A 12,815-nucleotide genomic window follows, 5' to 3' on the forward strand; every position below is an offset into this window, starting at 1 on the left:
GCGGCGCTTGTCGGATACTACCAGCAGGGCCAGCGCCGTCAGGCCCAGGCGTAAGAGCCATTGGCGGTTCATCGGCGGAAGATTCCGTTGGTGTTTTCCACCACCAGGTCGCAGCGGCTGCCGCCGCTGTTGTCTTCGCAGGTGGTGCCTACAATGCGGTTTTTCTCGAAGGAGAAGTAGCAGAAATTGCAGCCTACGCTGGTGATGATGTAGCGCTCGGCGTTGGAGTTCAGGTACAGGCTTTTATCCGTGGAGGTTTCCAGCGGAATGGCCATGGAGCGGAACATACCGTTGCGCAGCCCCATCCCCACCAGGTAGTAGATAGCCTTGTCCTTGGGCGACTCCTGCACCTTGCGGATCATCGTTTTATCGACCACCGTGCCATCCTTGAACTCGCGGATGAAGGCCGATGCCAGCTGGGCGCGGGGTATCAGGTATTCGACTTTGCCCTCGGCAATGCGGGCCACCTGCTTGCTGGTGGCTTCCAGCTGCCGGCGCTTGGTTTCATCGGGGTCGGAGGTGGGGCCGCTGACTTCGGGGAAGCCGCCGCGCTTGGGTTTGGTGGTTTCGCAGGCCGGCAGGGCCAGCAGGGTGGCGGCCGAGAAGCCGGCCAACAGGAAAGAACGGAAGGGTAGTTTCATTCGGAAGGAGCAGAACCCCGGCAGTTAGCGGGGCTTGTAGTATTTACGCGCTTCGGGCAGTTCGCGCTGAATATCGGCGATGCGCGTGCCGCTGGAAGGGTGCGTGGAGAGAAACTCGGGCGGGGATGCCTTGCCCTCGCGCGCATCCATGCGCTGCCAGAACTCGATGGCGCCGTCGGGGTTGTAGCCGGCCAGGGCCATAAAAATCAGCCCCAGGTGGTCGGCTTCCGACTCCTGGCTACGGCCATACTTGAGCAGGCCCACCGTGGAGCCCACCCCGAACGCCTGCAGCGCCAATTGCTGGGTGGCGGGCGCATTGTTGGCCAGCGCTACTGACAGCGCCTGGCCGCCCAGCTGCTGCAGCAGGCCCTGGCTCAGGCGCTCGTTGCCGTGCTTGGCCACGGCGTGGGCCACTTCGTGGGCCATCACCACGGCCAGGCCGTTTTCGTCCTGGGTGATGGGCAGAATACCGGTGTACACGGCTACTTTGCCGCCGGGCATACACCAGGCGTTTTCCTGCTTGTCCTCAATCAGATTGAACTCCCACTGGTAGCCGGCCAGCTGATCCTGAGCATTCTGGGAGCGGAAATACGTTTCCACGGCCTGCTGAATGCGCTGCCCCACGCGCCTGACCAGCGCCGTCTGGGCGGCATTGGTCGAAAGCCGGCTGGTACTGAGCACCTGCGCATACTGCTGCTGGGCCAGGCTGATAATTTCGCCGTCGGAGACCAGGCTGAGCTGGCGGCGGCCCGTGATGGGGACGGTTGCGCAGCCGGCCGCTATGAGCAGGCAGGCAGAAAGGGCGAGCTGTTTGAGCATGGCGGAGGAAAGGCTAGGTGAACGAAAGACCGGCCGCCCTGAGAAGAGTCGCCCGGCCCACAGCGGGCAGCAGCACAGTCCAACAGGCAGCGTAGATCAAAGGCTATACGTCGGGCGGCGGGTAAAATGTTGGGCCGGTGGCGGCCAACCGGGGGCACCGCCGTTGCGTAGGCAGCCTTTCGGGTTTTCCGGGCCGCGAATTAGCGCTATTTTTGACCGAAACCCTTCCCCGCCTGCTTTCTCTCCATGAAAATAATCTGCATCGGCCGCAACTACGCCGAACACATTGCCGAACTCCAGAACGAAACGCCCGACGCGCCCGTCATCTTCCTCAAGCCCGATACGGCGCTGCTGCAGCGCAACCAGCCCTTCTTCTACCCCGATTTCAGCCAGGATATTCACCACGAGATTGAGCTGGTGCTGCGCGTGTGCAAGAACGGCAAGAACATCGACGAGAAATTCGCTCCCACCTACTTCGACGCCATCGGCCTGGGTATCGATTTCACCGCCCGCGACCTGCAGAGCAAGCTCAAAAGCAAGGGCCTGCCCTGGGAGCTGGCCAAGGGCTTCGACGGCTCCGCGCCGCTGGGCACCACCTTCAAGCCCGTGGCCGACTTCGCCGACCTGGCCAACATCAACTTCCATCTGGAGGTGAACGGCGAGGTGCGGCAGCGTGGCAACTCCGGCCTGATGCTGCACCCCTTCGCGGCCATCATCAGCTACGTGTCGCGCTTCATTACCCTGAAAATGGGCGACCTGATCTTCACCGGCACGCCCAGCGGCGTAGGCCCGGTGAAGATTGGCGACCAGCTGACGGGGTACATTGAGGAAGAGAAAATCCTGGAACTGGCCGTTAAGTAAGCCCAAACCCCTCCCCAACCCCTCCCCAAAGGGGAGGGGCTTTAGCTCTAGAATCTAGTTTTCTAGTGGGCTAAAATTAGAGCCCCTCCCTTTTGGGGAGGGGTTGGGGAGGGGTCCACCCCTGCTACTACATTTCATGCCGAATTCCTTTTTGCCTACTGCCCCGCGCCGGCTGCTGAGCCTGGCGCTGCCGTTTGTGCTGCTGCTGGGGCTGCGGCCCATTTCCTGCGGCGGCCAGGAGGCCGATTCTGCCGAAAAGCGCAACCCCAAACCCGCTGCCGGACCGGCAGCGCGGCCCGCGGTGGCCAACGGCTATTTTCTGCTGCCCATCAAGCCCGGCCAGCCCAACTTTCTGGCCGCCAGCATGGGCGAGCTGCGCCCCAATCACTTCCACGGCGGCCTCGATATCAAGACCGACGGGCGGGTGGACTTGCCGGTGTATGCGGCGGCCGAGGGCTACATCTCGCGCCTGAAGCAGAGCAGCTTCGGCTACGGCAACGTGCTCTACATCACCCACCCCAACGGCCTGACGACGGTATATGGCCACCTCAACCGCTTTCTGGGGCCCGTGGCTGGGGCCCTGCGCCAGAAGCAGTATGAGAAGCAGACCTACGAGCAGGAAATGTTCTTTGCCAAAGACCAGTTTCCGGTGAAGCGCGGCGAGGTGGTGGCCCTGTCGGGCAACACGGGCGGCTCGGCGGGGCCGCACCTGCACTGGGAAGTGCGCGACGCGCAGGACAACCAGCTGAACCCGCTGCAGTGGGGCGGCTTCGCCGAAATTCAGGACCACATTGCGCCCATGCTCCAGGCCTTTGCCGTGGAGCCGCTCAGCATTGATGCCCGCGTGCAGGGCCGCTTCGACAAGGCGGTGTTCGTGCCCAAAACCATTCCGACCACCGTCTGGCCCGATACCATCACCGCCTTTGGCACCGTGGGCGTGCTGCTTCAGGCCTTCGACCGGTTTGATAATGCCTGGAATAAAAATGGCCTCCAGCGGGTGGAAGTGCGCGTGAACGGCCAGCCGCTCTACGCCCACACCGTCGATAACGTGCCGTTTCCGGAGGGCACCCGCGCCGTGAACCAGCACGTGGACTACGAGTGGATGATGACCCAGGGCCGCACGCTGCAAAAGCTGTTTGTGGACGATGGCAACCCCCTGAGCATGTACACCACCGGCCCCACCAAGGGCCGCCTGCGGGTGGAAGACGGCAAAACCTACACCGTGGGAGTGAAAATGAGCGACTCTTACGGCAACGTGACCCCGCTCACCTTCGTGCTGCGCGGCCGGCAGCCTAGCTACACCAAAACCCGCAGCGCGGCCGTGCGGCAGCCGGCGCTGCGCTGGGAAATTACCCGCAACATTCTCAAGGTAATTGCCGCCGACCCCGACACGGCCCGGCAAAGCGCCAACGCGGTGCTGCTGCGCGGCAGCCGCCGCCTGGAGCTGAAACCCAGCTACACCACCCAGAGCCAGAACGTGTACCTCTACGACCTGCGCGCCGGCCTGCCCGATTCCATCCGCTTCGGCCCCATCACCAAGCGCTTCGACCGCCAGGCCCTGATTCCCTCGGGCACGGAGCAGGGCTACGCTGATAACTTCCTGAACCTGAGCTTCGGCCCCCAGACGCTGTTTGACACCCTGTATCTGCAAACCAGCTACAAAGACGGCATCTGGACGGTGCAGAGCCCACGCCAGTCGCTGTATCTGCCGTTGCGCCTCACCCTGAAACCTACCACCGAGGTGGCCGACAAGACGCGGTCGGCGGTGTACCTGGTAAATGCGCGGGGCGGCCGCAGCTACGTAGGCGGCAAGTGGGACGGCAACCAGGTTTCCTTCGCCACCAAGGTATTCGGGCGCTTCGGCATCTTCACGGATACCATTCCGCCCACGGTCCGGCTGGTGAGCCGCGCGGGCGGCCTCGTGTTCAAGGTGGGCGACGACCTCTCGGGGCTGGCCAGCTACCAGCTGCTGGTAGGTGGGCGGTTTCGCCTGCTGCGCTACGAGCACAAAAACGCCACTCTCTTCACCGAGCGGCCCGATACGGTGGGCCCGCCCCTGCGCGGCCCCGCCACGCTGCGCATCACCGATCAGGCCGGCAACGAGCGGGTAGTGAATCTGAATTTGTAGAGAAGTATCGGACCAGGGCTATGTTTCTACCATGCCGTGCTTGGTCGCAAACAGGACCAGCCCGGCAACATTGGTGGCGCCGGTTTTCTCGAGCAGCTTTTGCCAGTGCCCTTCCACCGTGCGAGGGCTGATGGATAGCTGATCAGCAATCTTAGCGGCCGTATAGCCTTCGCAGATATAGCGCAGCACTTCCCGTTCCCGGGAAGTAAGCCGTATTAGGTTAAATAATTCTGTGGCCGGCTGCCGGGTGGGCCGCTGCACGTTACGCATCAGTGCCCGCGAAATATGCGGGGTAAAATGGTGGCCCGTTGCGAGAACATCTTCAATGGCTAGGATTAGCTCTTCCTGAGTGGCGTCTTTGGGCAGGTAGCTGCGTGCCCCCAACTTTATCATCTGGGTGACGAATTTATCGGCTGAGAACATTGACAGCACGATGATCTTCAGTTGGGGGAACTCCGCCAGCAGTACCTGAGCGACTTCCATTCCATCGGTATTGGGCATCTGCAAGTCGAGCAACAGAATATCCGGTATCCGCTGTCGGCAGCTGACCAGTAGCTCCGATAGCTCAGCTGCTTCGGTTACGGCCTCCACGTATGGCAGAGTCTGCAAAATATAGCGCAGGCCTTGCCGGAACAGCGGGTGGTCGTCGAGTAGAGCAATCTGCACCGGGGCTATAGGAACTGGCATAAGCCTAAGGTAAAGTCGTAGAGTTTAGCTCGATAGTAATGCGCGTGCCCTGTCCGGCATCAGTGTCGAGGTGTAGTTGGGCCTGCAGCATCTGTACCCGCACGTTAATATTACGCAGGCCGTTGCCGCTGGCGGCCGACGAGCCGGTGGGCGGCAACTGGGAGGAAAAGCCGCACCCATTGTCCTCGACCACCAACTTCAACAGGGAGCCCTGTTGTTGCAGGCGTACGGCCAGCCGAGTAGCGCCGCGCGCGTGCTTTATGGCATTAGATACCAGTTCCTGACAGATACGGTACAATGCCAACTCCTGATCCAAGTCCAGCGGCTGAAAGTAATCCAGCGTTAACTCAATAGGCAGCTTGCCGGTTTCGTTGCAGGTATCCGTTAGGTGCTGAATGGCTTCCGCCAGGCCGAAGCGGGCAAGCACGGCCGGATACAGGTTGTGCGAAATGCCGCGTACCTCCTGTACCGCAGTACTTATCAGTTCTTTTACCAGCCCGAGCAAATGAGCAAACTCTTCCTGGGCCACCTGCTGATCCAAGCGGTAGAGCAACAACTTGGCCGTAGCCAGAATGGAGCCGATACCATCGTGCAGATCCTGTCCGATGTGTTCCCGCTCTCCCTCTTGAGCGGCAATCACGGCAAGCAGGAGCTGCTGCTGCACACGCAGAAGATCCTGCTGATGAGCCGTCTGGATGGTACGCAAACGCAACTGGTGCAGCAGCAGCCGCTTCTGGTAGAGCACCAGAAAAGCCAACAAGATTCCTCCGGCCAGCAGCATGAATCCAATACCGCCGTAGAGCAGTTGGCCAAATGTTAGCTCTTCGGGGAAACCCATAGTGCCCGGCAATAGCAGAGGTACAGAACAATGAATAACAGGGAGTGAACGGCCCAGATATTCATGTTTAGCTGCCGGGAGTAACGCAGCAGATAATTGCTAAAAAGCGCAATTTGGAGGTAGCCCAAAAAATAGATGCATAGCCCAGCGGATACCCAGAACATGGGCTCTTGCCACAGACGCTTCACCTGCAGCTCATTCAGGAGCTGGCGAAAGTAAAACCCGACCATTGCCAGGATGAGCACGCTCTGCAGCACCTGCTGACCCGGCCGGAACCGAGTTAGCATCGTTGCCGCCAGAAGATCTACTACTGCGTAGCTAGCAAACCCGGCCGTCAGCCACAGCATGAGGCGGGTGAAGAATACTGAGTGCAGGGTACGGTGGTACACGGCAGCCAGTATCCCCAACTCGCCAAGTGTATAAATAGGCATCAGAAACAAGTTGTTGCGATGCAGCACCAGTAGCAGCAGGCCTAGCAAGCCCATAGGCAGCAGGAAAAAGCCCACCCCTGCCGCCAGATACCGTAAGTTGGGCGGCAGATGGCGGAAGCGCACCAGCCCGATCAGGCTGGCGGCTAGCACTGGAAGCAGCGTCAGCCGCATCAATATCTGCTGCAAGGGCAGATGAGTGCTGGTAGTATCCATAAAACGAGAGGATAGAATCTATGAATCCGGGGTAGGCACACGGCCAGGGCTAAAAGCCGGGAGGGCAAGGGGTCGACATGTCGTAGAAGGGTTCTGCGCTTTGCTGAGCCGCTGGGCTCTGCGAGTCGGCGGTGCCATCGCTGGCTTCCTGTACCTGTAGCAGGGGCTGATACAGGCGCAGTACCAAGCCAAACGTGTAGGTTGCCTGCGTGCTCAGGGAAGCGGAATAATATTCGTGGAGGCCCAAGTCTACCCACAGTTCCCGCGCCCCGTAGGGCTGCGACTCGAACAAAGATTTCATAAAGTCGCCGACCGAGAAGGTATAGCCCTGCAGAGGGCCGTAGCTATTGACAAACATATCCGGCTTGAGTTCGGGCGCATCCCGCCAGTTCGCTAGCCATTTTTTTACCATGTAATGCGGTACCTGCTCTGCACCGGCACCTGGGTCAGTCAGGGCGTGTAGCGGAGGGGTTGGCGCGGTGGCCGCTATCTGGGGAGCCGACAGGTAGTAAGCCGAAATGCGCAGGCCACGAGCATCTGCCGCATAAAGGGCCAAGGCAAAGCGGGGGCTTTCTTCGTCCTCGCTCATTACCAGAAAGCGTGCTTCAATGTGGTGGATTCCGACCGTTGATACCAGCCACGCAATGTGCTGCATAGGAAAGCGCACGTACTGCATGCGGGCATCTTCGGCCGTATGGAAGCAACGTTGCAGGTGGTGGTGGTGCCGGCTAGTAATTATCTGCTGCCATTTGGCGGCGTGGCGGTCAAAATCAACCTGCGAAATAATTTCGGGCGAAACGAAAGAATCAATCATCAGACAAGAAAAAAACAGTTGAAACAAAACTTGACAGGAGAGGAAAGGCAGCCTGGGAATTTCCGGGTTCCCGTGCTGTATGCAGAACCAGACGAACAAGTTCGACCAGCTTTAGAAATGCAGAAGTTGACGCAGAGGTGACCAACAACCTGCGATAAGCGGGCAAGTATATCGATTCTGCTCAGCAACTGCGGCTGGGCTGGCACGGTAGCCTCCGGGCAGCACCATGCCGAACCTTTTAGCCAACAGCAGCGACGCTACTACGCTTGCGCTACGGACACCGACGCGCCGGGCAGCGCCCCCCCGGCACCCGTGACCTGCGGATTGAAGACGGCATCTGAAGAAGACCCAGACGAAGGATTCTGCGGAAAGGCAGGTAGCGACGGCGAAGCTGACGGCGGGATAGTATTCGGCGCGGCAGCAGCATCGGGCTGACGGTTTTCCTGCCACTTCAGGCCCAGGTACGTAGCGCTGCTCACGGCTAGCAGCAGCATCTGGTTGGTGGTCCAGTCGGGCATCGCCACGGTTTTGTAGACCGAGCGCACGAAAAAGTAGCCCATCATCAGAGAAATTACCACTTTCTGGAGCCGGTGCATACTCACGCCATGCCCGTCGGATAGAATATCGGTCAGCCAGCCCCGACTTGGGTATACAGGGAGCGGCTGCGCTCCCGCGGCGGGCGTAAGCAGGCCGTTCAGGGCGGTGGTGCCGGCGCTGATTCCCAGCAGGCCCAGCGAGGTTACTGACAGGTCAGGCATTTCGCCGGTGACGCAATAGATAATCAGATAGCAGCTCAAGATGATAAACGTCCACCAGGCTAGCTGCATTTTGGCCAGGCTGTAGGCAGGATTCGCCACGGTTACTATGGCTCCGTCGGGGCCGGTAGCTTGGCCGTCCGTTTCGCGCAGCAGCCAGGAGCGGGATGCCAGCAGCAGTATACTCAGCCCCAGCACGGCCGTACCCAGCAATGAGCCCCATAAGGCACTGGGCTGAATCAACTCGAACCGGACAATGCCCGTAGGACCGGGATAAAGTTCGGTGATGACCTGGTCGTCGTAGCCCAGGCCAATGTGACCGGGGTGCGAAAAAGCCCAGGGTGAGCTGTAGACCACGTTCCAGTAGCGGGCATTGTCGATGGTCCGGCTCAGCTTGAATACCACCTTGTCGTCGCGGCGGCCGGCGGCCTGGCCGGCCGCCGGGGCCTCATCGGCGTATACGGCCAGCGGCGGCATGCCAATCAGCGGGGCATCGTCGATATAGAGCACCAAGTTGCGGGCCTGGGTGTGCGCCTGCTGCGCCGGGACACCGCGCTGCACCAACAGTCCTTCCTGGTAGCGCAGCCACGGACTCAGGCCACCAACTTCGAGAGTGATGATACTACCCAGCTGAAATACCGAGTCATTCTGCCGGGCATCAGCCGTCAGGTGAATGTGGTGGATAACCGGCTTGGCCACCTCCCCGGCGGGGCTGCCCGGTACCGGGGGTGGCGGCGCGTCCGCTGGGGCGGACGAAGCGGACGGAGCTACCTGACTGGCCTGGCTGGCCGGAGCCGAAGAGCTGAGCTGTGCGGCTACGGGCAAAACCAGCAAGACCACCCGTAGGAAAAGTAAACTGAACATAAACCGGATGATTAAAGCTGCTGGAGTGGCAAAACTACGCGGTGAAAGGGACCTGCGTGCGGCTTAGCCAGCTGTCCAGGTCATGGTTCAGATTGGGGTTGCGGGGCAAGCCTAGGTCGACGGCAAAGAACTGGTACCATGCCGCTAGTTCGGGTCCGGGCGCGGGGGCAAGGCTGGCCGCCAGGTAGTGGTAAAACGCTTGGCGCATTGCTACAAAGTGACCGTAGAAAGTTCTGGCATCCACGGCATTCAGCGCCGCGACGGTTTGCGGAATCTGTTGACCATTTGTGGGCAGCGAGCAGCCAAACTCGGTATTGAGTAGCTGCTGTACCATGCGGGCAGCCCGCCCAACTCCCGCGTTGACGCCGTGGTCGGCTATCTGGTCGGCTACCGACTGAGAAGTCAGCTGATCGAGGCCGAGCGTATCCCAGTACTGGGGCTTGTAAAAGGCTAGCACCCGGTCGCCAATGGCGGGGTCCGCTTCGAGCGTGTGGCTCAGCGGCAGCCAGTCGGTGGCGGGCACCAAGCCTCTCCCGTACAGCCGCGCTTTGGTGGCATCTACCAGAGCCCAGCCATTCCACTGCGGGTTCTTCTTGCGGGCAATGCCGCGGTAGGTTTCGCCGCCCGAGTCGTCGGGCCGGTTGCAGTAGCCTCCTTCATTGGCGCGCAGAATTTGGAAGTAAGCAGTAAAGTCAGCCATGATGGATGGGGAAATAAGCGTGAGGAAATAAGGAGGAACCCCGAGTGCCCACTTCAAGGAAAAAGCAGCTGGCGGCCCACCAGATACGAAGGGCCACCAGTTACTTCACTTCTCTACCGGCAGAGTGGTTGCTTTCGGAGGCAATGCCTTACGAAGCCGGTGGATAGGAAACCACCCCACCCATTACGTAGGCCACTTGGCCAGCTGGGTCGCTGCCGTCAGGAGTAGGCCCGAAGGTCACGGTCACGGAGCCTTGGCTCGAAGTGTCATCAATCGAATGCGTCTGATAAGAGCCCGATCCGCCGACATGAAACAGCCCCATAATATCCACTTCGGTATTCGCGTTTGCCGTCAGATCTTTGCTTAGCTGGCTGGAATTGCTGCCGCTGAGAGTTAGCGTGATGGTGGGCTGTTGGCTAAGTACAAACGTGCGCATATGGGCAAAGGCCTTACCCGTGCCGAAGTATTCCGCTACGGGGTACTGAGTCGTCGAAATCAGCGCATAGCCCGTTTTATCCTGACCACTATTATTCATCAGCCCCTCCACAATGTCATGATCGTACCAGCCGGTTTTGTTATCGGCCGATAGCGCCACTGGGGACACCGAGAAAGTCGTCACCCCGGGATAATTGATGTCGATAGTCATAGCGGCATCCGACGAGCTGAATTGCGAGGAATTATACTGGGCATCGCCCGAACCGCCGAAGTCGAAGATATCAGCGATGCCCATCCCAAATGACCCATAGCCCGACATGCTGACTTGCGAGGAACTGGAGGAGAAATCACTGATTGCCAGATGCACATCCACCGCATTCGTAGCAGTTTCCAGCGAACCACTCAGAGCTTGAGCGTCGGGCAGGCTGTAAGCAGGATACCAGGTAGTAGCCCCAGTTTGAAGGCCACCATTGGCGGCAGATGGGTTAGTCACGTTGGCTGCCGCCGCCGCCAGGCGTGTCATAGCATCGTTGAGTTCCTTGTTGAGCCGGATGCTGTTCACGGCTTTGCTCTCATAGGTTCCCAGAGCATTTTGCAGCTCCGAGTACATGGGCGGCAGATTATCCGTGTTTCCGGCATAATTGGTTTGCAGCCAAGCGTACACGTAGCCGACCTTGTTAGTAGTGCCAGCCGGAAAGTCTTCAACTTCGCTGGTAAAGGCACTCAGGATGGCTGGAATAACCTCTTGGGCGTCACCCTCTTCCTGGGCAATGAGTTCAGCGTCGGCCTTAGAGAACTGAAACTTAGCGCCGTTTATCAGCTCGGCGTACATGCCGGAGAAAGTGGCCGTGGGGTCGAGTCTCAGCGGCTGGCCCTCGTCGACCAGCTTGTCGATGTCGAGCAGGGTGCGGGGGTTGTAGTAGCCATCATTGCCAACCATCAGCACTTTGTGGAAGCCAGACGGGTAGTTGAAAGCCTGAAAGGGGCCATCGAGCTTGGTGCTCAAAAATTTACCTACTTGGTCCTGCATGTTTTGAATGAACGTCTGCTGGCCCGGGGTAATGCCGGGAGTGGCAGCCGGGGCGGCTGGGGAGTCGAGGGCAACGGGGGCAGTGGTTAGGGTATCCATAAGGTGAAAACTGAGAGAAACTACCTACTCTATTCTTCAGGCTTTTCGGTATCCGCCTTCGTCAAACTATTTTGACAAGGGCAAAGCACGACCATTGCGCCAGCTGATTTCAGCGTAGATTCACCTGTTTTAAAAACCACGTATTTTTACGGGTGTTGCCTGCTACTCCCTCGTGAGAAACCATAGCGGCGGAAGCAGTACACTACAGGACAACGGTGAGCGTCGAAGCACTGGAAAAGAATTATTGCTAAACCGCGGCCTTCCCTGCACAGCGTTGCTAACGCCTGTTTGCACTAACACTGCCTCGCTTCCCGCGTAAGCATACGTTTGGGCTCAAGAATATCACTTTCTAAATCTCATGACTAAGAATCTGCCTCACCGGCGTCAGCCCATGTTACTTACCGCGGCGGCGGCCGTGCTGGGCACGGGCGTGGCGGCTTTTATGTATGCCCGCCGCAAGCTGCTGCCCGAGCTGCCCACCGTGCCGCACGTGGAACTGCCGCGCTACATGGGCCTCTGGTATGAGGTGGCGCGCCTGCCCACGCGCTACGAAAAGAACTGCCAGCACGTGACGGCTGAGTACCGCCTGATGCCCGACGGCCGGGTGAGCATTCTCAATACCTGCCACAAGCACGAGCTGGAGGGCCCCATCGAAAAAGCCAAAGGCACCGCCCGCGTGGTAGACAAGGAAACCAATGCCAAGCTGAAAGTGAGCTTCTTCTGGCCGTTTGAAGGCGACTACTGGATTCTGGACCTCGATTATGCCGACTACCAATACGCCCTGGTGGGCGAGCCGGGCCGCAAGAACCTCTGGATTCTGAGTCGCAAGCCCCACCTGGAGCGCGCCTGGCGCGACCAGCTGGTGGCCAAGGGCCGCGAGCTGGGATTCCCGGTAGAAAACCTCATTTTTACCGGCCAACCCGTAACCGAAACCGACTGATGACCCTCACCCCCGGCTCCTACGCCCCCGATTTTGAAGCCCCCGACCAGGATGGCAACCTCATTCGCCTGCGCGACCTGCGGGGCAAAAAAGTAGCCCTCTACTTCTACCCCAAAGACGACACGCCCGGCTGCACCGCCCAGGCCTGCAACCTGCGCGACCACCAGGAAGAGCTGACCGCCGCCAACGTGCAGGTTATCGGCGTGAGCACGGACGACGCGAAGTCGCACAAGAAATTCACGATGAAATACGAGTTGCCCTTCCCGCTGCTGGTGGATACGGAGAAGAAAATAGTGGAAGCCTACGGCGTGTGGCAGGAAAAATCGATGTACGGCCGCCAGTATATGGGCACCATGCGCACCACGTTTCTGATTGATGAAAACGGGGTGATTGAGAAGATTATTGAGAAAGTGGACACCAAGAACCACGCGGCGCAATTGGTGTAGCCGTGGGCCTCACCCCCGGCCCCTCTCCTAAGGGAGAGGGGAGCCGAACAGCGCTAACGGACAAGAGCCGCAGCTGAGAAGCTGCGGCTCTTGTGTTCAATCTTGTGTTCAATA

At 59.6% G+C, this 12,815-nt stretch carries 13 protein-coding genes; 4 read left to right on the forward strand and 9 right to left on the reverse strand.

Features of this window, described 5'->3' with window-relative positions; translation table 11 throughout:
• Nucleotides 1-68: 68 nt before the first annotated feature.
• A complete protein-coding gene (locus tag BUB62_RS11755) occupies nt 69-641 on the reverse strand; it encodes a hypothetical protein (protein ID WP_143164130.1) in 573 nt (190 codons plus the stop codon).
• Nucleotides 642-665: 24 nt separating this feature from the next.
• The gene (locus BUB62_RS11760) at nt 666-1,460 is read right to left on the reverse strand and encodes a M48 family metallopeptidase (protein ID WP_073110314.1); all 795 of its coding nucleotides are present in this window, start codon (nt 1,458-1,460) and stop codon (nt 666-668) included.
• A 246-nt stretch (nt 1,461-1,706) separates the two neighbouring features.
• On the opposite strand from BUB62_RS11760, the gene BUB62_RS11765 reads away from it, so the two are divergent.
• Together BUB62_RS11765 and BUB62_RS11770 are read left to right on the forward strand one after the other, a co-directional pair.
• Nucleotides 1,707-2,321, forward strand: coding sequence for a fumarylacetoacetate hydrolase family protein (locus BUB62_RS11765; RefSeq protein ID WP_073110317.1), 615 nt, complete (start codon nt 1,707-1,709; stop codon nt 2,319-2,321).
• Nucleotides 2,322-2,457: 136 nt separating this feature from the next.
• Nucleotides 2,458-4,449, forward strand: a complete 1,992-nt coding sequence (locus BUB62_RS11770; protein ID WP_084539018.1) for a M23 family metallopeptidase — start codon at nt 2,458-2,460, stop codon at nt 4,447-4,449.
• Between the two features lie 18 nt (nt 4,450-4,467).
• Here the strand turns inward: BUB62_RS11770 and BUB62_RS11775 are convergent, their stop codons facing one another.
• From BUB62_RS11775 to BUB62_RS11805, 7 genes are all read right to left on the reverse strand, one after another.
• Entirely contained in the window at nt 4,468-5,136 is a 669-nt protein-coding gene (locus BUB62_RS11775; protein ID WP_073110320.1) for a response regulator transcription factor, read from the reverse strand.
• A gap of 4 nt (nt 5,137-5,140) precedes the next feature.
• Nucleotides 5,141-5,974: a sensor histidine kinase gene (locus tag BUB62_RS11780; protein ID WP_073110323.1), complete on the reverse strand. Its 834-nt coding sequence runs from the start codon at nt 5,972-5,974 to the stop codon at nt 5,141-5,143.
• Nucleotides 5,953-6,618 carry a hypothetical protein gene (locus tag BUB62_RS11785; RefSeq protein ID WP_073110325.1) on the reverse strand — a complete coding sequence of 222 codons (666 nt, stop codon included), beginning with the start codon at nt 6,616-6,618 and terminating at the stop codon, nt 5,953-5,955. Before BUB62_RS11785 ends, BUB62_RS11780 begins: the two co-directional genes overlap by 22 nt.
• Before the next feature lie 49 nt (nt 6,619-6,667).
• Nucleotides 6,668-7,459: a hypothetical protein gene (locus BUB62_RS11790; RefSeq protein ID WP_143164131.1), complete on the reverse strand. Its 792-nt coding sequence runs from the start codon at nt 7,457-7,459 to the stop codon at nt 6,668-6,670.
• 233 nt (nt 7,460-7,692) lie between these two features.
• The gene (locus tag BUB62_RS11795) at nt 7,693-9,051 is read right to left on the reverse strand and encodes a hypothetical protein (protein WP_143164132.1); all 1,359 of its coding nucleotides are present in this window, start codon (nt 9,049-9,051) and stop codon (nt 7,693-7,695) included.
• A gap of 34 nt (nt 9,052-9,085) precedes the next feature.
• Nucleotides 9,086-9,751: a glycosyl hydrolase 108 family protein gene (locus BUB62_RS11800; RefSeq protein ID WP_073110334.1), complete on the reverse strand. Its 666-nt coding sequence runs from the start codon at nt 9,749-9,751 to the stop codon at nt 9,086-9,088.
• Between the two features lie 148 nt (nt 9,752-9,899).
• The gene (locus tag BUB62_RS11805; RefSeq protein ID WP_073110337.1) at nt 9,900-11,315 is read right to left on the reverse strand and encodes a hypothetical protein; all 1,416 of its coding nucleotides are present in this window, start codon (nt 11,313-11,315) and stop codon (nt 9,900-9,902) included.
• A 391-nt stretch (nt 11,316-11,706) separates the two neighbouring features.
• Between BUB62_RS11805 and BUB62_RS11810 the strand changes: the two genes are divergently transcribed.
• Both BUB62_RS11810 and bcp read left to right on the forward strand, forming a co-directional pair.
• Nucleotides 11,707-12,255 carry a lipocalin family protein gene (locus BUB62_RS11810; RefSeq protein WP_159437451.1) on the forward strand — a complete coding sequence of 183 codons (549 nt, stop codon included), beginning with the start codon at nt 11,707-11,709 and terminating at the stop codon, nt 12,253-12,255.
• Nucleotides 12,255-12,701: a thioredoxin-dependent thiol peroxidase gene (bcp, locus tag BUB62_RS11815; protein ID WP_073110343.1), complete on the forward strand. Its 447-nt coding sequence runs from the start codon at nt 12,255-12,257 to the stop codon at nt 12,699-12,701. The genes BUB62_RS11810 and bcp overlap by 1 nt, the downstream gene beginning before the upstream one ends.
• Nucleotides 12,702-12,815: the final 114 nt, after the last annotated feature.

Source organism: Hymenobacter daecheongensis DSM 21074 (assembly GCF_900141805.1).
Classification (GTDB): domain Bacteria; phylum Bacteroidota; class Bacteroidia; order Cytophagales; family Hymenobacteraceae; genus Hymenobacter; species Hymenobacter daecheongensis.

Excerpts from the sequence above, each read along its gene's own strand:
- BUB62_RS11755 (WP_143164130.1), bottom strand. The coding sequence starts at position 641 with ATGAAACTACCCTTCCGTTCTTTCCTGTTGGCCGGCTTCTCGGCCGCC.
- BUB62_RS11760 (WP_073110314.1), bottom strand. The coding sequence starts at position 1,460 with ATGCTCAAACAGCTCGCCCTTTCTGCCTGCCTGCTCATAGCGGCCGGC.
- BUB62_RS11765 (WP_073110317.1), top strand. The coding sequence starts at position 1,707 with ATGAAAATAATCTGCATCGGCCGCAACTACGCCGAACACATTGCCGAA.
- BUB62_RS11770 (WP_084539018.1), top strand. The coding sequence starts at position 2,458 with ATGCCGAATTCCTTTTTGCCTACTGCCCCGCGCCGGCTGCTGAGCCTG.
- BUB62_RS11775 (WP_073110320.1), bottom strand. The coding sequence starts at position 5,136 with ATGCCAGTTCCTATAGCCCCGGTGCAGATTGCTCTACTCGACGACCAC.
- BUB62_RS11780 (WP_073110323.1), bottom strand. The coding sequence starts at position 5,974 with ATGGGTTTCCCCGAAGAGCTAACATTTGGCCAACTGCTCTACGGCGGT.
- BUB62_RS11785 (WP_073110325.1), bottom strand. The coding sequence starts at position 6,618 with ATGGATACTACCAGCACTCATCTGCCCTTGCAGCAGATATTGATGCGG.
- BUB62_RS11795 (WP_143164132.1), bottom strand. The coding sequence starts at position 9,051 with ATGTTCAGTTTACTTTTCCTACGGGTGGTCTTGCTGGTTTTGCCCGTA.
- BUB62_RS11800 (WP_073110334.1), bottom strand. The coding sequence starts at position 9,751 with ATGGCTGACTTTACTGCTTACTTCCAAATTCTGCGCGCCAATGAAGGA.
- BUB62_RS11805 (WP_073110337.1), bottom strand. The coding sequence starts at position 11,315 with ATGGATACCCTAACCACTGCCCCCGTTGCCCTCGACTCCCCAGCCGCC.
- BUB62_RS11810 (WP_159437451.1), top strand. The coding sequence starts at position 11,707 with ATGTTACTTACCGCGGCGGCGGCCGTGCTGGGCACGGGCGTGGCGGCT.
- bcp (WP_073110343.1), top strand. The coding sequence starts at position 12,255 with ATGACCCTCACCCCCGGCTCCTACGCCCCCGATTTTGAAGCCCCCGAC.